This window comes from Marinoscillum sp. 108, from assembly GCF_902506655.1.
Taxonomy (GTDB): Bacteria; Bacteroidota; Bacteroidia; order Cytophagales; family Cyclobacteriaceae; genus Marinoscillum; species Marinoscillum luteum.
Genome location: NZ_LR734819.1, coordinates 75,208 through 99,537, shown reverse-complemented (window position 1 = coordinate 99,537; position 24,330 = coordinate 75,208). Strand labels below are relative to the sequence as shown.

At 46.0% G+C, this 24,330-nt stretch carries 20 protein-coding genes and 2 tRNA genes; 7 read left to right on the top strand and 15 right to left on the bottom strand.

All coding sequences use genetic code 11. The annotated features are described in order from the left end of the window. Positions 1-8: 8 nt before the first annotated feature. Positions 9-908: a TIGR01777 family oxidoreductase gene (locus GV030_RS21045; RefSeq protein ID WP_159585410.1), complete on the bottom strand. Its 900-nt coding sequence runs from the start codon at positions 906-908 to the stop codon at positions 9-11. Between the two features lie 36 nt (positions 909-944). Between GV030_RS21045 and GV030_RS21040 the strand changes: the two genes are divergently transcribed. Continuing rightward, positions 945-1,532 (top strand): hypothetical protein, encoded by a 588-nt coding sequence (locus GV030_RS21040; RefSeq protein WP_159585408.1) that lies wholly within the window; start codon positions 945-947, stop codon positions 1,530-1,532. A gap of 70 nt (positions 1,533-1,602) precedes the next feature. Here the strand turns inward: GV030_RS21040 and GV030_RS21035 are convergent, their stop codons facing one another. The 3 genes from GV030_RS21035 to GV030_RS21025 all read right to left on the bottom strand — a co-directional run bounded on the left by GV030_RS21035 (position 1,603) and on the right by GV030_RS21025 (position 7,475). Beyond that, positions 1,603-4,449 (bottom strand): TonB-dependent receptor, encoded by a 2,847-nt coding sequence (locus GV030_RS21035; RefSeq protein ID WP_159585406.1) that lies wholly within the window; start codon positions 4,447-4,449, stop codon positions 1,603-1,605. Between the two features lie 284 nt (positions 4,450-4,733). Next, positions 4,734-6,275, bottom strand: coding sequence for a hypothetical protein (locus GV030_RS21030; RefSeq protein ID WP_159585404.1), 1,542 nt, complete (start codon positions 6,273-6,275; stop codon positions 4,734-4,736). 213 nt (positions 6,276-6,488) lie between these two features. After that, complete coding sequence (locus GV030_RS21025; RefSeq protein ID WP_159585402.1) at positions 6,489-7,475, bottom strand: MoxR family ATPase; 987 nt, start codon at positions 7,473-7,475, stop codon at positions 6,489-6,491. A gap of 127 nt (positions 7,476-7,602) precedes the next feature. Here GV030_RS21025 and GV030_RS21020 point away from each other — a divergent pair, with 127 nt between their 5' ends. Then, positions 7,603-7,938 (top strand): TraR/DksA family transcriptional regulator, encoded by a 336-nt coding sequence (locus tag GV030_RS21020; protein WP_159585400.1) that lies wholly within the window; start codon positions 7,603-7,605, stop codon positions 7,936-7,938. A gap of 1 nt (position 7,939) precedes the next feature. Here the strand turns inward: GV030_RS21020 and GV030_RS21015 are convergent, their stop codons facing one another. From GV030_RS21015 to GV030_RS20995, 5 genes are all read right to left on the bottom strand, one after another. Further along, positions 7,940-9,004: an ArsO family NAD(P)H-dependent flavin-containing monooxygenase gene (locus GV030_RS21015; RefSeq protein WP_159585398.1), complete on the bottom strand. Its 1,065-nt coding sequence runs from the start codon at positions 9,002-9,004 to the stop codon at positions 7,940-7,942. 229 nt (positions 9,005-9,233) lie between these two features. After that, positions 9,234-9,650: an ArsI/CadI family heavy metal resistance metalloenzyme gene (locus GV030_RS21010; protein WP_159585396.1), complete on the bottom strand. Its 417-nt coding sequence runs from the start codon at positions 9,648-9,650 to the stop codon at positions 9,234-9,236. An 8-nt stretch (positions 9,651-9,658) separates the two neighbouring features. Further along, positions 9,659-10,030, bottom strand: a complete 372-nt coding sequence (locus tag GV030_RS21005) for a hypothetical protein (RefSeq protein WP_159585394.1) — start codon at positions 10,028-10,030, stop codon at positions 9,659-9,661. 53 nt (positions 10,031-10,083) lie between these two features. Then, positions 10,084-10,413, bottom strand: a complete 330-nt coding sequence (locus GV030_RS21000; protein ID WP_159585392.1) for a helix-turn-helix transcriptional regulator — start codon at positions 10,411-10,413, stop codon at positions 10,084-10,086. A gap of 191 nt (positions 10,414-10,604) precedes the next feature. Further along, complete coding sequence (locus GV030_RS20995; RefSeq protein WP_159585390.1) at positions 10,605-10,811, bottom strand: hypothetical protein; 207 nt, start codon at positions 10,809-10,811, stop codon at positions 10,605-10,607. Positions 10,812-11,362: 551 nt separating this feature from the next. Here GV030_RS20995 and GV030_RS20990 point away from each other — a divergent pair. Then, the gene (locus GV030_RS20990; RefSeq protein WP_159585388.1) at positions 11,363-14,368 is read left to right on the top strand and encodes an ATP-binding protein; all 3,006 of its coding nucleotides are present in this window, start codon (positions 11,363-11,365) and stop codon (positions 14,366-14,368) included. A gap of 142 nt (positions 14,369-14,510) precedes the next feature. Here GV030_RS20990 and GV030_RS20985 read toward each other — a convergent pair. Both GV030_RS20985 and GV030_RS20980 read right to left on the bottom strand, forming a co-directional pair. Beyond that, positions 14,511-14,596: transfer RNA gene (locus tag GV030_RS20985), tRNA-Leu, on the bottom strand. A gap of 68 nt (positions 14,597-14,664) precedes the next feature. Continuing rightward, positions 14,665-14,737: transfer RNA gene (locus GV030_RS20980), tRNA-Gly, on the bottom strand. 432 nt (positions 14,738-15,169) lie between these two features. Between GV030_RS20980 and GV030_RS20975 the strand changes: the two genes are divergently transcribed. Beyond that, positions 15,170-15,394, top strand: a complete 225-nt coding sequence (locus GV030_RS20975) for a hypothetical protein (protein ID WP_159585386.1) — start codon at positions 15,170-15,172, stop codon at positions 15,392-15,394. Between the two features lie 9 nt (positions 15,395-15,403). Here GV030_RS20975 and mutS read toward each other — a convergent pair whose 3' ends face one another. Further along, on the bottom strand, positions 15,404-18,019 hold the full coding sequence (mutS, locus tag GV030_RS20970) for a DNA mismatch repair protein MutS (RefSeq protein WP_159585384.1): 2,616 nt from the start codon (positions 18,017-18,019) through the stop codon (positions 15,404-15,406). Between the two features lie 63 nt (positions 18,020-18,082). On the opposite strand from mutS, the gene GV030_RS20965 reads away from it, so the two are divergent. From GV030_RS20965 to GV030_RS20955, 3 genes are read left to right on the top strand one after another with little or no spacing between them, the layout of a single operon-like run. Further along, entirely contained in the window at positions 18,083-18,628 is a 546-nt protein-coding gene (locus tag GV030_RS20965) for an RNA methyltransferase (RefSeq protein WP_159585382.1), read from the top strand. A 34-nt stretch (positions 18,629-18,662) separates the two neighbouring features. Continuing rightward, on the top strand, positions 18,663-18,878 hold the full coding sequence (locus tag GV030_RS20960) for a ribbon-helix-helix protein, CopG family (RefSeq protein WP_159585380.1): 216 nt from the start codon (positions 18,663-18,665) through the stop codon (positions 18,876-18,878). Continuing rightward, entirely contained in the window at positions 18,875-19,273 is a 399-nt protein-coding gene (locus tag GV030_RS20955) for a putative toxin-antitoxin system toxin component, PIN family (protein WP_159585378.1), read from the top strand. Before GV030_RS20960 ends, GV030_RS20955 begins: the two co-directional genes overlap by 4 nt. On the opposite strand, the gene GV030_RS20950 is transcribed toward GV030_RS20955, so the two are convergent. The 3 genes from GV030_RS20950 to GV030_RS20940 form a co-directional block, all read right to left on the bottom strand. Further along, positions 19,270-21,750, bottom strand: coding sequence for a TonB-dependent receptor (locus GV030_RS20950; RefSeq protein WP_255465621.1), 2,481 nt, complete (start codon positions 21,748-21,750; stop codon positions 19,270-19,272). The genes GV030_RS20955 and GV030_RS20950 overlap by 4 nt on opposite strands. A 132-nt stretch (positions 21,751-21,882) precedes the next feature. Next, complete coding sequence (locus GV030_RS20945) at positions 21,883-23,220, bottom strand: HTTM domain-containing protein (RefSeq protein WP_159585376.1); 1,338 nt, start codon at positions 23,218-23,220, stop codon at positions 21,883-21,885. Then, positions 23,220-24,314 (bottom strand): imelysin family protein, encoded by a 1,095-nt coding sequence (locus GV030_RS20940; protein WP_159585374.1) that lies wholly within the window; start codon positions 24,312-24,314, stop codon positions 23,220-23,222. The genes GV030_RS20945 and GV030_RS20940 overlap by 1 nt, the downstream gene beginning before the upstream one ends. Positions 24,315-24,330 lie beyond the last annotated feature (16 nt).

Below are 24,330 nucleotides of genomic sequence, written 5' to 3'. Positions count from 1 at the left end.
TAAAGAGATTATCCGAGCAAATCATCAATGGCATGGTCAATTTGGGTAAATGAAAATTTAAAGCCGTGCTCTTGAATCTGCGCAGATGAAACATTGCTTCCACCCAGCACAATTTGGGACATTTCTCCCAAAAGCAACTTCATCATCACGGCCGGCACATTCGGCAAAAATAAGGGTTTGTTTATGCTTTTCGCCAGTAATTTGGTGAGTGCCTCATTTGTTACGGGATTTGGGGCTGTGGCGTTGTAGGTTCCTGCCAGTTCTTTTTCCATTACAAACTGAAAAATTCGACATAAATCATCAATATGAATCCAACTCATCCATTGCTTGCCAGTGCCCAACGGAGCCCCCACAAAGTACCGAATAGGCTTTAGTATCTCGGTCATCGCCCCTCCCTTGTCGCTCAACACAACACCTACGCGAACCTTACTCACAGTGGTCATTTCTGCAAAGGTATCTGCCTCGGCCTCCCAGGCCTTTACTACCTGCGCCAGAAAATCATCCCCTGGAGGGGAAGTCTCAGTAACCACAGCACTGCCAGTATCTGAGCCATAGTACCCAATAGCGCTGGCAGATATAAAGGATTTCAGCTGGACCCCAAGGCGAGAGACATACTCATGAAGGAGTTTTATGCCCCCGATGCGACTTTCTAAAATGACCTTTTTTCGGTCATTGGTCCATCTTTTATCCGCCACACCGGCACCGGCTAGGTGGATGATGTGGTCCACTCCAATAAATGCCTCCTCCTCAATAAACCGCTTAGCAAGATTCCACGTAAAGGAAGGGAACTCCCCGGAGGAGTCCGTGGAGCGGCTAAGGTGAGCGACCTCATTTCCGGCATTTTTAAGCATTTTGCTGAGATGAGTTCCAACCAGTCCACTTCCACCTGTGATTAATATCTTTGCCATAGCGCCATTTTAGAGTTGCATGAATCTAATAAACTTATGACTGAAAGAATCCTCCTGATCTTTTTCGTTTTTTTTATGAGTTATTGCGGTTGGTCCCAGGATTTTTCTGCGCAAATCAACCCGGATAAGCTCACCATCGATGGCAAAGCAAGAGATGGGATCAGCACAAGTTTTGACTTTCCGGCCAAAGAGGTAGAGCGAGGCTGGTGGAGGTACAGTCGGGAATTCGGCAGACCGCTGAACATGAGGGGGTACTACAAAGTGACCGTCCCCAGTGAGGTCAACTCGGGCAATGTGGACATTATCCTGCTTTCTAAAACCCTGGGCAGCAAGACAGGGTGCAAGTTTTTTGTGGCGCTGGATCAGGAAAATGTACCAAAAACAAAAGTGGCGGCTTACAATGCCCAGATCAAAACCATTCTGCAGGATTTCAAAAAGGCTTATTACATCGAAGAGCTAGGGGAAATCCTGGGGAAGGCAGAAAAGAAAGCGGCCACAGCCAGCAAGAAAGTAAGCAAATCAAATGGCAATGGAAAAGAGAAAGCACTCCATGAACTCACCAACTATCAGAAGCAAATAGAGACTATCAAAAGTCAGCTTAAAATCATCTATCAAGCCTATTGACCAAACAAAAAAAGCCCCACAAGTGAGGCTTCTTCCAGTCAATATGAAGATAATTCGAATACTTAAGCTGTTAAAAGGAATACTGGTATCTGAGGGTGAAGGTCCGGCCTTCATCAAATCTTGAAAAAAGCTCATCACCAGACTCGTGGTTTTTCCAAACCTGCTCTTTTGAATCTCCCAGAATGTTGTCAATGGTGAATCGAATCTGACCATTCCTTCGCTCACCTATCTCTCTGGTCACATTTAGGTTGAAGCTGTGAAAAGGCTTCACGTATACATCAGGCACCTGACCTACGCCCACCACAGACAGACTCTCACCCTGCACATTGTATGAAAGGCTCAGGCTATTGATCCCATTGAAGTCTGAGTAATTAAGAAACGCATTGATCAGATAAGGTGCCTGGCCGGCCATTACTCGGTCTTTGTCGATGGTCTCGTCCGTTCTGGCCTGCTGCTTTCTAGACTCATATTCAGTGGTCACGGTGTTGTTGATTTCATCCCTGCTCACGATGATCTGCGTCATATCCACATGCGACTGAGCCCAGGATAGATTCGACCCCAGCATCAACCCTTCCACGGGAAGTTTCTTTCTGAACTCCAACTCCAGACCATATACGTAGCTGCCTCCGATATTTTGCCAGGTGACTTCTCTTGGCTCCAACTCAAAGCGGGTCTGCTCAATGTGACCATTAAACTTCTTGTAAAAGGCAGAAACAGATACCATCTCCTCCCGACCGAAGAAGTTCTCCCATCTCAAATCGAAGTTGTCGATGTTGGTTTGTTCCAGATCAATATTTCCTGAAAAGGTCACGCCTGATACCGGGTCCAGAATCTGAGCGATAGACTTCTCCCTAAACGAGGGACGAGCCAGTGTTCGCCCGTATGAGCCTCTGAGGTTTACATTTTCTTTCAGGCTGTATACCATGTTCAATGATGGTAGCAGGTTCAGTTGATCCAGCGTTTGCTCATCGTCATAGACGGTAGAACCCAGATTATCCTGCCCTGTATAGTACATCTGAGCCTGCTCTGCCCGCACTCCGAAGATGGCTCTGAGTTTCGGGGTAATGAAAGCATCTGACATTACATAAGCAGCATTCACACTCGATCGGGCCTCATAATTGTTTGCGGCCTCATAGTTTCCACTCACATAAATGCCCTGTCTGGAATCGGGTGTCCAGATGTTTTCCGGCCTGAGAATCCAGTCAGCATCGTTTTCTACAGGCTGGTTGGTAGAGAAATTGTACGCAAACGTGTCAAACGTTCTCCACTTGTATAGTCCTGCCCCGCCCACTTTCAATTTTACTTTCTCATTGAGTGCGTAAGTAGCATCCAATCTGAAGTTTTCGTTGGTTTCGTTCAGGTCTCTCCAGAATCTGCCAGCACTCCCTCCCTGGCCACCACTGATAAAGTACTGAACACCCACTTGTTCACCGCCCTGGTATTGTGGCACCTCAGCAATCAGTACTTGTCTGAAGTCAGGATCATAAACCCTCGCAAGCGTCACTGAATTGGACCACTGAAGTGTCCACTTGTTCAGGTTGTGCTTACCGTAGATGGTAGGGCTGGTCAGCGAGCGCTGCGTATAGGTAAGGATGTTTTCATAGGCCGTCTGACTGGTCTCTTCAAAATCCTGAGACACACGGTTAGTGGCTGTTTTGATTCCGTTCTGAGTTTTCAAAAAGGTAAGGCCCAGCTCGTGTTTGTTGAATTTTACCGCACTGGTCACCAGTCCACTCCAGAGGACGTTCTGCCTGCCCAGTTCTCCGTTTTTGACAAACTGAGCATCCAGTGCATTGACATCCTTGTTGTTGTCTTTAAAATATGAACTCACCACCGTGTTACCATAGTAATCATACTGGTTTTGGTAGTTCAGCACCACGCCATATCCAAACTTCACACCAGGTAGGTCGAGTTGATTGCCGTGGTTAAAAGAAAGCGAAGAGTTCAGAAAGTTGGACTGATTCTTAGCTGCCATAGTAGGATTGAAGCTTCGTGTATAAGACTCCAGCAACTCACCTGCATTGGCTGGCTCTGGTGAGGTAGGTCTTGGGATCTCCGTTTGTGGGTCCAATGGCATTTTACGAACGCCATCATCGTATCCAAGAAAATCGGTGTTGCTTCCTTCATATGAAGTGAAGTTATTGATCAGATTCATTTTGGGATTATACCCCAGGCCAATGGCCAGCCTTGTGGTCTTCTCCTCAGGGAAGCTTTTGGTTTCCACGTTCACTGTACCTCCAGCAAAATCCCCCGCCAATTCCGGCGAAAAAGTTTTGTACACCATTACATTTTCCAGCACATTGGTAGGAAAAAGGTCTATCTGCACGTCATTTCGCTCGGGATCAAGACCCGGGATACTCATTCCATTCAGTGTGGTACGGGTATATCGATCACCCAACCCCCGAACATAGACATACTTTCCTCCCTGAACAGACACTCCCGTCACCCGTTTCATGGCGCCTGATAGGTTACTATCCCCTATTTTTCTGAATGTCTGGGCAGAAATTCCATCCAGTACGTTGGCTGATTTCTTTTGTACCGAGAGTAGAGCAGATTCCGAATTCTTGATGACCTGTGCGGTAACCACCACCTCTGCAAGTTCTTCTACATCCGACTGTAGGGTCACATCCAGAGTGTTTACTTTTTCGGCAACGATTTCCAGGTTTTCCACCGTGGTGGTTCTGAAAGAGACAAACTGGTACACAATAGTGTGTGTGCCTGCTTGCAATGGCAATGAATAGTTCCCGTTGAAATCGGTTACGGTACCATCGGTGGTTCCTTGTCTAAATACTACCGCTCCGATTAAAGGCTCTCCAGTTTCACCATCAAAAACAGTCCCCCTCAGGAAACCTTTCTGGGCCTGGGCCTGACCGAAAAACAAACCAAATAAAAGTGCAGTAAGAATGAAATATTTCATTATCAATCCAAATAAAATTTCGTGCAAAATTAGATTGATAAAGACTGGAGCGGTGGCAATAAATAATTATGAAAAATTTAACTTTTGACCCTTCGTATTAAAATCGTGTTAACATCAGAGTAACATTATTGCCGGAGCAAGCGGGTCACTTAATGAGTTGTCGATCGGTGGACTCTGCAAAAATCCATGCTATCTCCCTGCTTTCAGCAAAAAAGGAGACCCCAACTATATGGAGTCTCCTCTTTAAATCAATGTTATCTATATATTTCCTCTGAAATCGTCCCTTAAAGAAGGCCTGCCTGAGCAGCAGCCGTCCAGCTGGCAAACACAGTGGCATCAGACACACCAGTAGCAGTACCTATGGTAACGCTAGCCTCAGCTGAAGCCTGAGCTGCAGCCAATTCAGTAGCACAATCCTGATCTGAATAAACCTTGATCGCAGCAAACTCTACAGTGGTGAAGCTTAAGTCACCAGCAGTCAAATGAGACATGGCATCCGTTTTTACTGTACAGTCAGCGTTGAAGCTGGCTCTGATTTTCACCGTAGATCCTCCGGTGAAGTTCGCCCATTTCACATTCGTCACAGAACCCTGTGCTTTTGATTTGAAATCTGCACCACTTCCACCACCATCTACAGAAGTGATTGTTCCGTTCTTGATGTTGAATTTACCAGTAGCGTTTTCAGAACCTTCTGGTCCGTCAATTTCAAGTCCTTCATCTGAAGATGCAGCGGTACTTGTATAAACCAGGAAGTTGTCAATGGTACCAGAGTAAGCCTGATCTACATCCAGACCATCATCACCTACAGTGTATACCAACACATTTGTTACATTCACCGAACCACCGAAGAACTCGATTCCGTCATCGTAGTTGGCAAAGACCTCAATGTTAGAGATCACAGTTCCTGAACCCACACCACCAAGAGTAAGACCATTGATGTCGTTTCCGGCTACAGGGTCGATGGTAGTACCTCCATGGCGAAGAGACACATATTTAAAAGTACCTGAGCTATGTGTTGCGTTGTCTCCACCATACTGTCCCAGTGGCTCACTGGCAGGAACACCTTCTATCTGTGCTGAAGTGCCCGCTTCTACAGAGATTGGTGCATTTCCGAGAATTACCACTCCTCCCCAAAGCTGATTGTCAGTAGCAGTAAGGTTAGTTCCAGACAAAGCTCCAAGCGCTATGTTGTCATTGACAGAAGTAAAGATAATTGGCTTTTCAGCTGTTCCTTCTGCATCAATCATTCCATCTCTGGCAATCATCAAAACAGAAGCATTAGAACCTTCTCCCAAGCGACCTTTGATAATTGTACCTGGTTCGATTGTCAGAGTAGCACCACCTGTTACGATCACTCTACCAGCAAGCTCATAGAATCCATCAGGAGTCAAAGTCATGTCTTCATCGATGACCCCAGAAAGTACGATGGTTTCCCGTGGAGGTGTTGCTTCTCCTACAGAAATAACCACGGTAGAAGACTCAACGTCTCCGTCAGCATCCGTAGCAGTAAATACAAATACGATGTTTGCATCTTCATCCGCTTCAGTAGCCGTATAGCCAAATTCCAATGAAGCAGTGGTAGGAGCTCCTGTGAAGGTAGTATCACCGTAAGCAGCACCATCCTTGGTAAGGGATACTGAGGCAAGACCGTCGGCACCTTCGAATGTAACAGTCACAGGACCGTATGTTCCAAGATTTTCAATAGAGACAGCTGCAGTAAGACCAGAAATGGTCACCCCATTGTCAGGGTCTACAGTATCTTCTGTACAAGACGTGATGAACATCAATCCAGATAGCATGAAAGCTATAGCCAATAATTTTTTCATAATTAACACCTTTTTATTTGAGTTTCGAATAATTAGATTTCTAACTAATATGACTGCAAAGGTGTCGGTCTAATGTTAACTGGTGTGGGTCGACTTGTTACGATATCATTAAACAAAAATGACCAGTTTTAACTGGTCATTATGTTTGTTACGTCATTGTGAAGGGTTTCCCAAAGAATCTTCAGAAATCGCCTATTAAAGCCCTCAGGTCCACTATTTGGTGATTTGAACCTTATTTAAGATTTGCCGGATGATTTCATGGGTGGTCACCCCGTCCGCTTCGGCTTCATAGTTGAGCAAAATCCTATGGTTCATCACATCATCCGCTACGGCTTTGATATCCTCTGGGAGTACATAGTCGCGTTCGTCAAAAAAGGCCACAGCCTTAGCCGCAAGGTTCAGGTTAATAGAAGCTCGAGGTGATGCTCCAAATTGAATGTATTGAGCCTCCTGATCCAGTTTGTAGTCCTTCGGATTTCTGGTTGCAAATACCAGCTCGATGATATATCGCTCAAGCGACTCAGAGAGTGCCACCTGATTGATCTCTTCTCTGATGGAGAATATGTCTTCTTTAGATAAAATAGTATTGACCTCAGACTTAAAAGTCATGTTGGCCATCCGACGCATCACTTCCAGTTCTTCCTCTTTGGTAGGATAATCCACATGTACCTTCAACATGAATCGATCCACCTGTGCCTCTGGAAGTGGATAAGTTCCTTCCTGATCCACCGGATTTTGAGTGGCCAGAACCAGAAAAGGCCTGTCCAGCTTGAAAGTAGTCTCCCCAATGGAAACCGTTTTTTCCTGCATGGCCTCCAGCAAGGCCGACTGTACCTTGGCAGGTGCCCGGTTTACTTCATCTGCAAGGATCAGATTAGAAAAGATCGGGCCCTTCTTTACTTCAAAGTCCGCTTTCTGCTGATTATAGATCATCGTACCGATAAGGTCCGCCGGCAGCAAGTCAGGTGTAAACTGGATGCGCTTGAAGTCAAGCTTCAAAACATCCGACAGGGTATTCACGGTGAGGGTCTTAGCCAGTCCCGGCACACCCTCCAGCAATATATGACCCTGTGTAAACAAACCTATCAATAACCTGTTGACCATGTACTCCTGCCCAACTACCACCTTACCAACCTCGCTAATTACCTGCTTGATTTTTTCCTGGTGTTCCTTCCTGAGTTCCAGATCTACTTGCTCCATATTTATGATATTCAAATTTTCTTTTGGTGTGCAAAAATAAGCGGCTTTCTTCAAACTGAAAATGCCCTTTACTTGGACGGTTGTTTTATCTTGGATGTTTCGAAAAAAACGTTAAAATCAACGATCCATGGACATTAACGAAAAAAAAGAAATTCGGACAGCCATTGAGGAAAAAATAGTGGAACTGGAACAACGTGTACAGGATCTAACTGTTGCCACTAAACCCATGGGACTGGACAATGCAGTGGGTCGGCTGAGCAGAATGGATTACATCAATAACAAAACCATAGATGAGGCCAACCTGAGGGCGTCCGAACAAAAGCTGGAGGCGCTCAGGCGATGGCTGGACCTGATCGACACGGAGAAGTTTGGGAAATGCAGCAGATGCGGTAATGAAATCAACCCCAAACGCCTTCTTTTCATGCCCGAAAGTACCCGATGCATTCATTGCGCGGGGAAATAATTTATTTTAGAAATTCCTCAATCTCAATACTGGTCGCTTTGGCAGAGCGGCCCACACCCACCACAGTGGCGGAGGCGAAACCGGTCCAGCTACCGTATCCTACCATCCACAGACCCGGAAGCTCCCGTGAGCGGGTGCCATTGGTTGGGATTTTATCGTGACGAAAGGTCACCGGCAGGTTTTTAAAAATCTGCAGGGCCGGTCGGAAGCCGGTGCAGAATATAACGGAATCCAGCGGAAGCTCCCGGTGATCCTCCAGCTCCACACCATTCGTTGTAAACCTGGTGATCGAAGGATAATGTACGAGCACGCTTCTGGAGCGAGCATCCTTTACAGAGGGCACCATGACGATGTGACCCAGAGAAGGAGGGATGTACTCCCGGCCTCTCTTTTTAGCTTCGAAAAGCTGAGAAGCCGCATCAAACAGATACCTGCCGTCCACATGATCTGGCAAAAAATCTGGAGGATCCTTCGTGATCCAAAAAGTGTCTGCCACCCTGGACACCTCAGAAAGTATCTGAGCCCCACTGTTGCCTTCCCCTACGATACCTACCTTCTGATTTTTGAACACTGTGGACTCACGGTACTGTGCTGAGTGGATGATTTTACCTGTAAAAGTTTCACGACCCGAGATCTCAGGGATAAAGGGGTTTTCGAAAGACCCCGTAGCTCCCACCACCACCCGGGCCTGATAGGTCCCTACTGAGGTCTGCAAAGTAAAAATATCCTGATGCCAGTTGATCTCTGTCACCCTGACCGGGCGGTCTATCTTTAGTTCATAACGCTTTTCATAAGATGTCAGATAGTCCGTGATGTCCCCCTTCCCCGGATAATGTTCTGTACCTCCCGGCATTAGGGTTCCGGGCAGCGAGCTCCACTGGGCTGGTGAAAACAAGGTGATGGACGACCAGTAGTTTTGCCACGAACCACCTGATGCTGTCCCGGCATCTAGGATAACATACCTGAGGCCGGTACGTCGCAGGTAATATGCGAGAGCCAGACCGCTCTGTCCACCACCCACGATGATTACATCATATACTTTATTAACGTCATGCTGTTCCTTCATTTGTCAGGATTTAGCCTACTGTTCATTACATATAAAATCTCTATTCGAAAGCCACCTCCCGCAGTGCTTCTACAGTCCGCAGATTATAGCAATCCTCCTGAGAAGGTGAATTGGCCCGCTACCAAAACAATGGGCTGCTTGCGCAGCCCATAAGCCGAGATTCACCCCTCCAACGGGGGCTCTTGGGTGGTAGATACTAAAGCTGTAGATACCCAAATGACTCTTTCAATTAGCAACAAGCAACAGCCTGTGGTCTTTTATCATTTTTGTCTACATCCTTTTTAAAGTGGTAAACCTCCCACTCATAGCCATCCGGATCGTTCACCCAAAACTTATCCTGCTGAGCATAGCAGCAGTTCGTATTGGTCTCTTCCAGTGCTATTTGAAGCTTTTTCTCAACTTCTTCTTTGCGTTTTGCGAGCTGTGCCTCATTAGCCACCCTCAGCCCCAGGTGCCCAAAATGACTGGATACCTTATCCGGAGCCTGAATAAATGAGATCACAAGGCCTGGCTCGTCCAGCTCAAATTTAGCATAGTCATCCTTCAGCTTAACAGGTTCAGCATTAAAAAGCCCTTTGTAAAAGTCTACGGTAGCTCCAATCTCAGATACGTTCAGAGCAATGTGAAATTTAATTTGATTGTTCATATATATAATTATTTAGTTGTTTGTTCAAGAAAGCAGTAATCGGCAATGGAACAGTTGATCTCAACCTCTCCTTGTTTAATGATCCATTGGTGTCCGTCCGGATCTGACACTGCGAATTGTTTGTCAAGAATTTTACATTGTGAATGCCAGTCATATTGCGAGATATATCTCTTGATCCTGGCGTACATCTCGTGGAGATGCTCCACCGAGTGTACCTCTACAGTGTGGCAACTCTTAACTTCAGGTCGTTTTCCAGTTTCGGTTAGTAGGATATCTTTCTCCTCCCAAGTGAAGCGGGCAGTGTCAAACGAAAGCGAAACCGGCATCCGATTAAAGAGGTTTCGATAGAAAGCCACACTGTTATTAAGATTACTGATCATTAAATTCATATCTGTATATCGCTTTATTACGATGATGATTCTCAAAAAAAGAGCTAGCAGCAGCTCTTCATCTCATCATAGGTACCGAAAAACTTCTGAAAGTCTTTGCTGATTTTCTCCCACACCTCACCATCCACACAGTAGCACATAGCTGTACCTTCCACAGTACCCCTTATGATTCCCAATGATTTGAGTTCTTTCAGATGCTGGGAGATAGTCGCCTGTGCCAAACCCAGATCTTTGACCAGGTCGCTGTTGATGCACTGGTTAGATTTCAGGACATGCTGCAGGATGGCTATCCGAGCGGGATGACCAATGACCTTAGCCACGGTCGCCAGTTCGTTTTGTTCTCTTGTAAATAAATCTGTCTTTGTCACTCCCATATCGCAATATTACGATAGATGTGCAATAAGGTTCCTGTTTTGACAAAAATTTTTTGGGAGGGGATTTGATTTTGGAAGGGGTGAAATAAAAAAACCCCAAAGAATGAATTCCTTGGGGCCCCAACCAGCTATAGACAAGACCGCTGCTATTGCAAACGGACTTATTTTAAATATTTTTATAAACTTCTTTTTTAGGCTACTTGATAGTTACGTGCTTTTTCCAGTCTGGCGTTGTTCAACTGGGACACAATCTTTCTCACCAATCGTTCTTCAGATTCCTCCATTTCATACAACACCTCCATCTTCTCTCCCATTAGAGATTCGCTAATCTTCAAATCAATAGAAGATCCGTGGTTGTAATTTTCCGTTTTCGAGCTATACCAGATTAAATGTTTCATGGGCGTCTTCCGAATTTTGTAGAGCTAATATGATACTTCTTGAATTTGCGATCCTGCCAAAGAGCTATAAAATCCTGCCATTTTCAAAAACCTTCGTTTTTGGCCGTTTTAGGCCGATAAAATTGTTCTTTATTTTCATATTCATAGGCTAATTCGCGAAAATGTCAACGAATTTATTCTCACTTTATTGGATTCTGCCAAATATCCTCCGCCCCAAATGGCCCTTTTACCCTATAAAAAGATTTATTATTTGGTGGCAAAGATGCCAATTCTTTCATTCAGTGTGCACTTGATAAATCATTACTTCTCATTGTAACATCAGCCATAACCTCTGGTGATTATTTTTTTAATTTTGACCGATTTCTCTGCATTTCAGGCTAAATTTCTATTCCACCTTTTTTGCGCAATTTCAAAAAGTTTTCAAACCCTAGATGATCTGGTCAAGAGTGCTCCCATTACGTAAATCTCTTTTTTTACTTTGCTGCTGGATAGGGAGCCATGTGGTAAATGGTCAGTATTTCTCAGCTTGTGTCTATAAAAACCTAGATGGTATGGTTTCCAACCGTATCACAGAAATGGAGCAACTTCCAAATGGCGAAATCTGGTTTGCCACACAAGATGGTATTAGCACGTATGACGGCACGGGCTGGCTGAGTTTCCCAGATTCGCTGGGTATTCTGCCAATAATCGGCAAAGTGTGCCTGGAAGCTCTGTCAGATAGTTCTGTTTATGTACTTGGTTTCAACGGGGACAAACTTTCCTTTTCCGTATATACGGATGATCGTTGGTCTCCATTAAATCTCCCACCGGAAATAGCCAATTTACCCCTTCATTCCCGATACGTCATGGGTCACCATCTCTCGGGTCACGGCAACAGCCTGATCATTGGCACTCAGAACAAACTCTATTTTTATTCCGATAACCAATGGAACCTTGACCTCCTTGGCCAGAAAGACCCCGAAAGCTTTAAGATTAATAGCATCAAGACCCTCGGTGATACCGTCCTGATAGCTTCGAGCCAAGGTTTGCATATATATCTCAATGGATCCTTGACCACCCTTGTTGAACATGAAGAGGTCCTGGATCTGGACTACAATGAGGAAGATGATACCTTTTATTTATTAGGTAAAGACTGGCTGGGAGTTTTATCAAGCGGCTCAGAAGAAATCACATTTCTCTTTCGCAATGAACTCATTGGTTACCCTGATGTAGGAGCGGTGAGTAACCTTATGCATCACAGAGGCAAACTATACTATAGTTCCAACTCTCCGCTCCATCAGTATGACCTCCATAGTCATGAAAAAAGAGCAGTAATCACGGAGTACTTCGATCTGGATTATGTCTGTATGAACGCTATGGTTGACCATGAAGGCTCACTGTGGGTAGCCACACTTCGGGGAGCCTTTAAGGTGAACAACCAGGATACTTGGAATTTCAATAGTCACTTTTTACTTGAAAACGAAGTGAGTGCCATACTGGAAGATCAAAACGGAGACCTCTATTTTGGGTCAAATCTGGGACTTAATATTGTTCGCTCAACAGGTGATATAGAAAAATATCCTTTCCCTCGGAAATTCATTCATGCCCGGGTCATGGATATGGTTTCATTCGAGGGCAATATTTACATGGCTGGAAACACAGCGGGAGTGGTCAGGTTCAAAGATGGACAGTTTGATTTTGACCTGATCAATGAGAACAGCAGGGTACTGGACCTTCAGGTACATCAGGGAAGACTCTACGCTTCGTGTCAAAATACGATCTACAGAAAAGATGGTAATCTGTGGAGCCCGATAACCACGCCACAAAAGGATGATTATGGGATCATCAGGAAGATGGCTTTCGATGACCAACGACAACTACTGCTCACGCAGATGGGGGTCAGCGATCTTGTGTCCGGGGAGTTCATTCAATCCGAAATCCTCAACGACAATAACATCTATACAGGCATACAATACGACGGGCAATTTCTGCTGGGTACCGCCAATGGAGTCAGAGTTTTGGAAGGCAACCAGATTGTCCACTCTCCAATTTATGATCATTTTGATTCACCGGTTTATTCCTTTTTGGCGGATCGTGAGGGAAGACTGTGGGTAGGTACCGGCAAGGGCATCTATCTGGTGAGCCCCAATGAGACTTACCATCTTTCCAAAACCAACGGGTTGGCCGGAAATGAAGTCAATAGAAATGCATTGGTCCTTTCTAGAAATGGCAAAATCCTTGTAGGAACAGATGAGGGAATATCCATTTATGACCCAAGAGCAATTCCTGAACTCCCGGTACCCAAAATAGAATACCTCGGTGCCACAGTAAATGGTACCCCAACCTCATCTCAAAGTTTCGACCACTCAGAAAACAATATTCGATTTCAATACCGCTCCGTCTCCTTTTACGACGAAGAGCATATTAACTATCGGTTAAAGCTGGATGGACTGGAAGACCAATGGCAGCATATTCCTTTTTACAACCAGCACACTATCCTGTACTCTAACCTGAAACCAGGAACCTATCAGTTCATGGTACAAGCGAGAATAGGAAATGGAGGCTGGAGCCCGACAGCAACCAGCCCGGTACTGACCGTAAAGTCAGCATTCTACGACAACAGCTGGTTCAGAGTAGGAGTACTCATTCTGGTGATTCTGCTCACTTTATTTTTAGCACGACTCAGAAGCCGTACACTCAAATCAAGAAACGAACTCTTACAGGCTCGGGTACAGGAAAAAACCCGAGAGCTCAAGAATCAAAACAGCCGCCTGATGAAGACCATCAAAGAGCTAAAATCTGCCCAGGGACAGCTGATCCAATCAGAAAAACTCGCCTCAATGGGTCACCTCACTGCCGGTATTGCCCATGAACTCAACAATCCTCTCAACTACATACGTGGGGGTGCTGAGTGCATTATGAAAAATCTGGAGGAGCTCAAGCATCTGCAACTTCAGCTTCATGCCAAAGAAAGTGAACCAGCACTCCTGGCAGAATACCAGATGCTCATGGATGACAGCAATCAGCTAGCCCAATCCATTCTTAATGGCGCCTCCAAAAGCACCGACATTGTGAAAAGTCTGAGCTCCTTCACCGCAGACTCTCAAAATTTTTACTCTTTCACAGACTTGCAGAAGGAAGTAGACACCTCTCTGACATTGCTCAATAATCAGATCGGCTTTCGCATCACCATCAATAAGATGTTTGGTAATATTCCGCCTATAGAGTGCTATCCTGCCAAAATCAATCAACTCCTAGTCAACCTCCTGATGAATGCCGTGCAAGCCATAGAGCATGAAGGCGAAATCACCATCAGGTACTATAGAAAAGATGATAAGAGAATAGGGCTGGAAATTTCGGATGACGGAGTAGGAATCCCTCAGGACTTACAAGAGCAGGTCTTTGAACCCTTCTTTACCACCAAAGATACCAACCCCGGCCTTGGACTGGCCATTGTGAAATCTATCGTACAGGAGCACCATGGTAGCATCAAGCTAGACTCCAAACCCGGAAAAGGGACTAAGGTGAGGATTTTTCTCCCGGTAAACCAGACAGCCCATCCGGAACTTGAACTATAGTGGTTCCAATTTTGAGTCACTTATTTATACCCGGAGCGGGAGGCTGCGACGCCCCTCTTGAACCCGCACAACCTTAAAGATCATGCTCCAATGTCTTCTCCTTAAAACCAAAAAAGCGATCCATTCCTGAATCGCTTATTTGTACCCGGAGCGGGACTTGAACCCGCACGACCTTTAAGGGTCACAGGATTTTAAGTCCTGCGTGTCTACCAATTCCACCATCCGGGCGACACTGACTACTTCTCGGTAGCCCTAAAACACAAAGTCCCGGCCCGAAAGCTTCGGGTCAGGACCTGAGCGGGAGACGGGATTCGAACCCGCGACCCCGACCTTGGCAAGGTCGTGCTCTACCAGCTGAGCTACTCTCGCTTATCCCTTTCGTTCTAAGGGACTGCAAATTTAACAGATGATGAATTAATTGCAAGATGATGAATTAAAATATTTTACCTGAATTTAAAACGGTCCTCATCTCACTGCCGGATCGTAGCCTCCTTCCACCGTGATTGTACACCGTTTATGCTTGATGGGCTCCGCTGAGCAACACTTTATCAGACCAGCGTCATGCGCCACACAGTAAATACGCATATTCAAATAGTTCAATTTTCAATTAGATACTCAATCCTTTTACACATGGCTTCATATTGCAGATTCTTGAATAGCAGAATATTAAACTGCGTTTTTGGCAAAATGGGTAGCTAATATTTTACAGTTTCTCGAAAATTATCAATAAAACACTTTTTATTTAAGAAATTGTTATTAAATTGTTTTGATTCCAATCAACCTATAATAGTACAACCAACCATGTACCAACCTGATAAAATTGCCTTGGATCACGAGTATGTGATTTCTACTTTCTCAGTCGAAGAATTGAGAGCGGGCCTGGAGTGCTCTTTGAGAGTAAAGCGTCATCTTGAAAGACATGTACGAATCGATTCTAAAGTTCGCTACATGAATAACCTGGATGTGCTCAATCAGATCATTTATCAGTACGAAGAAGCGCTGACCAAGTACAAATTAGCTCAGTGAGCTTTCGTGCTAAGATTTTGATCCCTTCAGTTGCTCCTTCATTTCATTCACTTTGAGCAGCGCCTCCACTGGTGAGATGGTATTGATGTCTATCTCACGCAGCATTTTCATTACTTTTTCAAACCTGGGGTCAGACTCAAATAGGTTGAGTTGAAACTGGCTACTGGGTACCTCCGCCAACTTTTCTTTTTCATTCTCTGAAAGCTTATCTGCCTCAAGGTGCTTCAGTATGGTATTGGCCCGGATTACTACCTGATTGGGCATCCCCGCTAGCTGAGCCACGTGAATACCGAAGCTATGCTCGCTGCCTCCGGCTTGCAATTTTCTGATGAAAATGATCTTGTTCTCCAGCTCCTTTACTGCTACATTGAAGTTTTTTACCCTGGGCAAGTCATTGGTGAGCTCATTGAGCTCATGATAGTGCGTAGCAAAAAGGGTTTTGGCCTTGTACTGTGGGTGGTTGTGCAAAAACTCCACGATGGACCAGGCGATGGAAATACCATCGTAAGTACTCGTGCCCCTCCCGATTTCATCCATCAGTACCAAAGAGCGGTTGCTCAGGTTGTTCAGAATGCTGGCGGTCTCGGTCATCTCCACCATAAAGGTAGATTCCCCCCGAGAAAGATTATCCGAAGCGCCCACCCGGGTGAATACTTTATCCACCAAACCAATACGGGCATATCCGGCAGGGACGAAACTCCCCATCTGAGCCATGAGTACAATAAGAGCTGTCTGTCGCAGTAGAGCTGATTTACCTGCCATGTTAGGTCCAGTAATAATCATGATCTGCTGAGACTCATCATCAAGGAAGACATCATTGGGAATATAATCCTCCTCTGGCGGCATATTCTGCTCAATCACGGGATGACGACCCGCTTTAATGTCGAGTGAAAACTCCTCACTCATGGTCGGCCGCACGTAATTGTTTCGTTTGGCCAAAAAAGCAAACGCCGTGAGGCAATCCAAAGCTGCAATCACCCTTGCGTTTTGCTGGATGAGTTCGATATACTCCATGGCAAAAGACACCAGTTCCTGATAAAGCCTCAGCTCTATGACAAAAATCTGACTCTCGGCATTCAGAATCTTTTCCTCGTAGACTTTCAGCTCCTCGGTGATGTATCGCTCAGCATTGACCAAAGTCTGCTTCCGAATCCATTCTTCCGGCACCTTATCTTTATGGGAGTTGGTCACCTCCAGGTAATAGCCAAAGACCTTGTTGTAGGCAATTTTCAGCGAGCTGATGCCGGTGCGTTCAGTTTCTCTTTCCTGAATCCCTTTGAGGTAATCTTTACCTGAAAAGGCCATTTTCCGAAGTTCGTCCAGCTCATCATTTACGCCTTCTTTCAGGATATTTCCCTGATTGGGGTTGATGGGGGCATCCTCCTTGATACTATCCTCGATGTGCTCCAGCAGAGCTTCACAGTCGTTGAGCTGGTCGAGGTATTGTTTGAATATTGAACTGTCAGAAGTCTTCAGTCGATCTTTGATCGGTTTCACCTGAGAAAGACTTCTTTTGAGCTGCACCATTTCCCTCGGGTTGATCCTACCCGTGGCCACTTTCGAGATCAGTCGCTCAAGATCCCCGATTTGTTTGAGGTGACCACTCACTTCATTGAGGGTTTCCTCTTCACTCATAAAAGCCTCCACCGTCAGATGGCGACGCTCTATCTGCTCCTTGTTCTTGAGTGGCAGCACCATCCATTTTCGCAACAAGCGACTGCCCATGGGGGTCTGCGTATTGTCCAGAATATCAATCAGTGCGGTACCATCTCCCTGACTGGGCTGTATCAGCTCCAAGTTGCGGATGGTAAACTTATCCAGCCACACATACTGCTGCTCGTCTATGCGAGAGAGTTGTCCGATGTGCTTGACTTCCTTGTGCTCAGTCTCCTCCAGGTAAAAAAGAATGGCCCCGGCAGCAATGATCCCAGACCTCATTTCCTCTACTCCATAACCCTTCAGATTAGCAGTATTGAAGTGGCGGGTGAGCTTTTCATACCCATACTCCTCACTGAAAATCCAATCCTCCAGATGAAAGTTGGTATAATCTTTACCAAACGCCTTTTCGAAACGCTCCCTTTCGGATTTTGAGAATAGAATCTCAGACGGCTGAAACCCCTGCACCAGTTTTTCCACATAGTCAGGATTGCCCTGAGCCACTAAAAACTCACCAGTGGACAAGTCCAGAAAAGAAACGCCGCAAGTATTTTCACCATAGTGAATGGCCGCCAGAAAATTGTTGCGCTTTTGCTCCAGCACATTGTCATTCAGCGACAAACCGGGAGTCACAAGCTCGGTAACACCTCTTTTCACTATTCCCTTGACACTCTTGGGATCTTCCAGCTGATCACAGATAGCCACCCTGTTGCCGGCACGCACCAGTCGGGGCAGGTATACATCCAATGAATGGTGCGGAAAACCGGCTAATTCGATATGAGAGGCCGATCCGTTGGCTCTTTTGGTGAGCACAATCTCCAGGATTTTGCTGGCTTTGATGGCATCCTCTCCAAATGTCTCATAGAAATCCCCCACCCGAAAAAGCAACAACGCTCCGGGGTACCGTGCCTTGATGGCATTGTACTGTTTCATCAATGGAGTCTCAGAAGGTTTTGCGGATTTCGCCATCCTGTGGATTGGTGGTAGTTTTGAATCGAAAATTAGATAGCAATATTAAGGAAAGACAAGCGCATGAGAAAACTTAAAAACGAGGAGCTGGGCAGGATGGAACAAGAAGAGTTTCAACAATCCAAAAAACTCAACGCCTGTATCATTCTGGATGACATCCGCAGCATGAATAACATCGGCAGTGCATTCAGAACCTCCGATGCCTTTCGCGTGGAGAAAATCCATCTCTGTGGGATCACTGCCCAGCCGCCCCACCGCGATATCAACAAAACCGCCCTGGGAGCAACGGATACCGTAAGCTGGGAGTACCATGAAAAAATCTCCGAACTCATCCCACAACTAAAGGCTCAGGGTTATCACATTGTCTCGGTGGAGCAAGCCGATAAAAGCACCTCATTGCTAGAGTTTGCACCCAGTAAAGACCAGCGGTATGCCTTTGTTTTTGGCAATGAGGTTTTTGGTGTCAATGACGAAGTAGTCAAAAGTTCAGACATGGTATTGGAGATCCCTCAATACGGCACCAAGCATTCGCTAAACATTTCAGTAAGCCTGGGGATTGTCATTTGGGATTTTGTGTCGAAAAGAGGCGGCTTTCCAACTGTATCATGATTTTTTCGTAATACTGTATTACATTGTATTACAGATGAAAACTATTACGATACGTTTAAGCGATGAACTAGAGTCAAAACTCTCAGCACTGATTGACGCTTCTGGTAATACCAAAAGTGAAGTGATCCGCGAGGCCCTCGAGAAACATCTTTCGGTCAAGTCCTTTCAGCAACTCAGAAACAGAGTGCTCCCTTTTGCCGAAGCTCAGGGACTACTGACAGATGAGGACATCTTCCAGACGATCTCTTGAAAGTCTTTGCGGATACCAATTTTCTTATCAGCGCCTTCGCCACAAGAGGACTAAGTGCTGATGTCTTAAGCCTGGTCATCACGAGCCATGAGTTGATCATGAGTAAATTAGTTTTACAAGAACTCGGCGAAAAACTTAGCTCCAAACTCAAGTTACCTCGAGCCGATATCCTGGAAATAGAGGCATTTTTGAGAACATTCACGATAATAGACCCTAAAGAAAAATCCACCTATCAACTGAGAGATCCGGATGATGAATGGATACTTGCTGCCGCCTTAGAAGCAAAAGTAGATGTCCTGATTACTGGAGATAGAGATCTTTTGGATGAGGCCAATTCCATTCCGGAGCTCAAAATACTTACACCTCGAGGTTTCTGGGAACTTTTGACGCGCTAAAACTTCACACCCACACCCACATAAAAATTACGGGGATTGGCGGGGATAATACCCGGACCCGGATAGCCAGCTGCCCGCCTGGTGAAGTATGACTCACCCGTAAAATTGTTTACGCCACCCTCAAATGTCCAGAATTTGTATCCATAGCTCACAGAAAGATCCATCACGAAGTAAGTGGGGATAATTCCCTCAACAGCTGTAGGCACAGGAGGAGTACTGTCGGCATTGGAGGCATCTGAATATTGCTCCATTACATAGGTGTAGAGATAGGAGATTCCAAAATTGCCACGCTTATAGGTCACACCAGATTTGATATTGATCGGGGGCACCAACTCTACCTTGTTACCTTCAATACCCGCCTCATCATTGTTCATATAGCGCGATGAGATCATCGCGAAATTCAGAAAAGTGGTCACTGTGCTCTTTTCTGCCGGAATAGAAAAGAGCTTTAACAAATCCGCTTCTATGTAGCTCTCCAGCCCTAGGATGCCTGCATCCGCAACATTGGTACGATACCGAAAAGTACGATCTACCAGATTATTAAACCGTGGATCAGGCTCAGTCCGCAATACATTGCCAATGCGCCCCTGATAGGATAAATAAAACAATGAAACATCGTACCTAAACTTACCAGCCTCGGCCCCTCTGATCCCAAGGTCAAGGTTGTATCCACTCTCATCATCTATGTTCTCATCCACCTTTAGTGACGGGTTATCCACCCGAATATCATTGAAATTGATGGCTCGGAAATTCTGTGAAAAATTGCCATAAACCTCCACGGTCTCGCTGTATTTGTAACTGATCCCAACCCCCATCAGCGCGAATGACCTGGGCTTACTTTTGTCCTCCTCTACTTTCTCCTCATAGATCACGTTACCGGCCAGGTCCTCTCTGCGGTCGTAGTAGTAACCTTTCGCATCCGTGCGAATGTATTCATACCGGATTCCCGGGGTAACGCTCAGTCTGGGTGTGAGATTGAATATGTTCTCTGCAAAAAATGCCACATTCCTGCTCGGAAAGGTAAAATCAGACTCCCCGGGCTCCTCCTTGTTTTCAAATTCAAAATGAGGACCTGAGCCATTGTCTCCTTCCCCTTGTTCTCTTAGTGTCTTACCAAAATACAGTCGGTTACCCACTAGCAAAACCGATTTTTGACCCAAGAGGTTATAGTGATAGATTGTTCGGAACTCATTGCCCCAATTGTGATACTCGTCTTTCAGAAGGTTGCGATTTTCTGTCGGATCATCTGGCCGATCTATCCTTTCCAGATTACCCACGGCATACCTGTTGGCGCCCAGCATAAAGGTTTTGTTGTTAAACTTCAGGCTAGAAGAATAGCGGTAGTTCCACTCCATAGCGGTAAGGTCCCAGCCCACATCAAACCAGTTGCGAGCGCGCTTGGACTGCTGTGGGTTTTGATAAAACTCAATGTCCGTAAGTCCACCTGGTTGCTGGGCCAGATAGGTCATGTGGGTATGTTCGAGCTTAGCACTCAGAAAGGGTGTGAAGTCATAAGTAACCGACGCAAAAAGGTTGTGCTGATCCTGCTGAGAATTGGGCCGCCAGCCCTCACTGTGCTTGTATTGGTAAAAAGTGTAATAGTTCACCTTCCCCACGGTACCTCCCAGGCTGTTGAAAGTATTGAACAAGCCAAATGAGCCCAGTGTCTGGGCAGAGGTCAATTCGATTTTCTTATCCCTGGGGCCCTCTTTAAAATCAAAATTGAGCATCCCTCCAAACTGTGTTCCATACTGCAGCCCGGCAGCACCGCGCACCACCTCGATTTTGTCCAGCGCGAGCACTGGTGGCGTGTAATAGCTTTCCGGATAGCCAAGTGCATCGGCTGAAATGTCGTAACCATTCTGTCGCACATTGAAATTGGACGTGCGGTTGGGGTTGAGTCCTCGTCCGCCAATACCCAGATTGATCCCCGCACCATCGCTTTCCCAAATATTCAAGCCGGGTACCTGTGCATAGACCTGACGCCCCACATTGGCTGCTTTGTTACCTATCAACCCACCAACATTGATGAGCTCTGTTTTCTTGGCTTCATAAATGGCTGCTCCGCTCACAGACTGGAGCCAGCTAATACCCATGGTTTCTGATCGGGTATTTTCCACCACTACTGACTCAAGCTCCTGACTCATTGGCTTCAGCCTGAACCTAATGGTAGTATTTTCCGCACCTGCCTTCACGTCCAGAAAATCTGTTTGGTATTCAGGAAAAAATGCTACAATCCTATAATCCCCGTCACCCAAATCACTGAGCTCAAAATACCCTTTGGCGTCCGTTGTGGTTTTTAAAGATGAGCCTTCCAGGAAAATCATCACCCCTTCCATTGGCTCCTCTGCCTCATTGGTGACTACTCCGGATATACGCTGAGACATGGCAGAACAAGCCACCACCAAAAAAGCCAGTGTGACCCCTAATCTCCATATGTCCCTCAGTGCTACCATCTCATTTTTCCAAGCTGACATAGCGTCAATGAATTCCGCTATCTATTTGGACTAATTCTAAATAAGCGCAAAGGTCGGGGTATTAAGCACGTGATTCAATCGCTAGTCATAGGCAAAAGGGGACTCACTAAGCCTAGGGAGCACTCACTAGAACTAGTGATCGAGGGGTACTACCAGGGAATAACTTCCAATGATGGACTCTTTGCTCAAATCAACCTCAGGGCTGATGAAACGCCTGCTGGGCTGTCCATTGAGCGTAACGAACACATCTGCAGTCACGATAGGGTCAGTCATTCCCAGTCCCTCGTAGTGATCGTGCAGATAGTGGGCATATTGCACGAGGATATCCGGTTGAGTAGCCATCATTTTTTCCTGTTGGGGGGACAGGTGTTCGTAGTTTGCCACCATAGATTGCTGGCCGGTATCCCTATCGCGCACATAGTAGGTGGCACTACCCGCCTTCTCCATGAGCATCACGCGCCATGAAAATCTGTACCCCGCTTCGTTCCAAAACACGTCACCAGGATAAGAGAGATATCGAAGAGGTATCAATACTTGCAGTGCGATAAAAACGGCAAACAGTTTGAGTAATGGATGAGAGATTGCGGTAGGCCGCACCTCTGGTCTGACCTGCCACTTAAAAAGGGACTTAAGGATGGTGAGCACCTTTAGATGCACCTCAGGACTGAAGAAAACTGTGGTGAGACCGATCATGATAAATGGAAACATCCCAATGGGAAAAAGCCACCAGGTCATCAGGTGAAAGACCACTACACAGAAAAAAGCCAACTGGCGTGTCGCTTTTAGGGATAAGAAAAACGGGATGGACAGGTCATACACCATCCCAAACCAGCTAAATAGATAGGCGGTAACCTTATAACGCAATATGGTACCCAGTATCGGACGGTAGGCATTTGCTGATAACCACATTTTCATTGGTTGGGCCTTCAGTAGCCAATCCGAATTGATTTTGGCCAGGCCTGCAAAGAAATAAACCACCACCAGCTGAAACCTCAGCAAATTCAAGAAACCCACAGGTACCTGATCTGTTGGTCTACGAGTGCCCCGCCTTACATCCAGGGAAAAATCGCCATTGGCTGGAATCCATATCAACAAAAAAGCCATCAGGCTCACGAAGTAGTAGTGGTTGAGGTAATTGGTCTTATCAATCAACTCTACATAGGTAAAGAGCACAAAAAAAGTAGTGGTGGAAACGCGATAAAACCAGCCCAACGCAATACCTGCAGCTGCTATGGCCATGGCGGAGAAAACCACATACATACCCACTCCGGGCAACGGCTCAACACCGGGTAAAAAAGGAAAGTAGACTTTGGGAGCAATGTAAAATTGATGAATCCAGCCGTAAGCCCAAAAACGGACAATGGATGCCAACATTAGCAAACCAAACAGGATCCTGAAGGTGACCAAGGGTGCAATGGAAACCTTTCCGGTGATTAGCCGCTCTGCCAGTAAGGCTTTAAGCGCTAACATTAGTCCCCATCATTGTCCTGATAAGTGATCACCACACCAAGCGAGGACGCCATGTCTGTTTTGAAAAGGACAGCCAGGCGTTGCATTTCTGCAAACACCGCTTGTACGGTCACCTGATCGTTAGCAATCTGAGCAGGAAGGGGATCTTCCAGCATATTTCCTGCCTCTATCAGCGCTTTGAACTGGGTGTCGATTCGCACAGACAAATCCTCATTTTGAGTAGTGGTAGCCTCAATGGCCTGAAGATAATCGTCCAGTCCCACATCTTCAGCACCTTTATAAAGGGTGTAATAGGCGGCAATGCTGGCCTTGAAGAGTTCTACGGAGTACCCGGCATAATAGGCTTCACATGCATGAAAGATGGGCTCACCCAAAGATCGGATTCCAACCGGAATTCCAATTTTCCCATCTCGGGTATTTCGCTCAAAGTCCAGGTTCATGGCGTTGATCAATTTACCCACCGAACTTCCCACGTTCACACCGTAAGCATCTTCGCTGGTAAACGTACCAATGTAATTTCCCCCCTCCGGAGCCCATTGATCATAGACCGTTAGTGAAGCCTCCTCCATAAGAAGCGCCACCTGGTCCGCATACAGGCGATCTGGCGCTAAGGTCGCAGAAATCAATTCCTCATCGCTCAGTCCCGGCCGGTAGAGCAGGTATCCCAATGTCTGAAATCCACGGGCATCAGCGTTGGCCAGGGTAGTAAGATCGTATGCTCCAGATTGGATATTGCGATTGATTTTGAGGGTGTCTACCGGGTAAATGTTGAGAATCCCGGCCAGGCCATTGGACTCTGAAGGGCCAAACTGATAAGGGCTGCATTGCTGCCAGGCCAGCCTTGCAGATTTAAGTGCCTCACGTGCCGCTGTGAGGGTCTCTACGGTTGGGGCACTGCGGTAAGCTGCAATAGCCTCTTTCAAACTTTTTGTATGGTCTCTCAACCCGAGGTAGGAAGGTACAATGAGATTATTGGCAAGGTTTTCCAACATCTGTCCCTGATCAAAATCATTCATTTTGCCGAATGGATCTTTATCTGAAGTACAGGAAGTCAGCATGGCCAATGCCAGAAAAACCAATGTCAATAATCTCATCTATTCATTTCGTTTT

Excerpts from the sequence above, each read along its gene's own strand:
- GV030_RS21045 (WP_159585410.1), bottom strand. The coding sequence starts at position 908 with ATGGCAAAGATATTAATCACAGGTGGAAGTGGACTGGTTGGAACTCAT.
- GV030_RS21040 (WP_159585408.1), top strand. The coding sequence starts at position 945 with ATGACTGAAAGAATCCTCCTGATCTTTTTCGTTTTTTTTATGAGTTAT.
- GV030_RS21035 (WP_159585406.1), bottom strand. The coding sequence starts at position 4,449 with ATGAAATATTTCATTCTTACTGCACTTTTATTTGGTTTGTTTTTCGGT.
- GV030_RS21030 (WP_159585404.1), bottom strand. The coding sequence starts at position 6,275 with ATGAAAAAATTATTGGCTATAGCTTTCATGCTATCTGGATTGATGTTC.
- GV030_RS21025 (WP_159585402.1), bottom strand. The coding sequence starts at position 7,475 with ATGGAGCAAGTAGATCTGGAACTCAGGAAGGAACACCAGGAAAAAATC.
- GV030_RS21020 (WP_159585400.1), top strand. The coding sequence starts at position 7,603 with ATGGACATTAACGAAAAAAAAGAAATTCGGACAGCCATTGAGGAAAAA.
- GV030_RS21015 (WP_159585398.1), bottom strand. The coding sequence starts at position 9,004 with ATGAAGGAACAGCATGACGTTAATAAAGTATATGATGTAATCATCGTG.
- GV030_RS21010 (WP_159585396.1), bottom strand. The coding sequence starts at position 9,650 with ATGAACAATCAAATTAAATTTCACATTGCTCTGAACGTATCTGAGATT.
- GV030_RS21005 (WP_159585394.1), bottom strand. The coding sequence starts at position 10,030 with ATGATCAGTAATCTTAATAACAGTGTGGCTTTCTATCGAAACCTCTTT.
- GV030_RS21000 (WP_159585392.1), bottom strand. The coding sequence starts at position 10,413 with ATGGGAGTGACAAAGACAGATTTATTTACAAGAGAACAAAACGAACTG.
- GV030_RS20995 (WP_159585390.1), bottom strand. The coding sequence starts at position 10,811 with ATGAAACATTTAATCTGGTATAGCTCGAAAACGGAAAATTACAACCAC.
- GV030_RS20990 (WP_159585388.1), top strand. The coding sequence starts at position 11,363 with ATGGTTTCCAACCGTATCACAGAAATGGAGCAACTTCCAAATGGCGAA.
- GV030_RS20975 (WP_159585386.1), top strand. The coding sequence starts at position 15,170 with ATGTACCAACCTGATAAAATTGCCTTGGATCACGAGTATGTGATTTCT.
- mutS (WP_159585384.1), bottom strand. The coding sequence starts at position 18,019 with ATGGCGAAATCCGCAAAACCTTCTGAGACTCCATTGATGAAACAGTAC.
- GV030_RS20965 (WP_159585382.1), top strand. The coding sequence starts at position 18,083 with ATGAGAAAACTTAAAAACGAGGAGCTGGGCAGGATGGAACAAGAAGAG.
- GV030_RS20960 (WP_159585380.1), top strand. The coding sequence starts at position 18,663 with ATGAAAACTATTACGATACGTTTAAGCGATGAACTAGAGTCAAAACTC.
- GV030_RS20950 (WP_255465621.1), bottom strand. The coding sequence starts at position 21,750 with ATGTCAGCTTGGAAAAATGAGATGGTAGCACTGAGGGACATATGGAGA.
- GV030_RS20945 (WP_159585376.1), bottom strand. The coding sequence starts at position 23,220 with ATGTTAGCGCTTAAAGCCTTACTGGCAGAGCGGCTAATCACCGGAAAG.
- GV030_RS20940 (WP_159585374.1), bottom strand. The coding sequence starts at position 24,314 with ATGAGATTATTGACATTGGTTTTTCTGGCATTGGCCATGCTGACTTCC.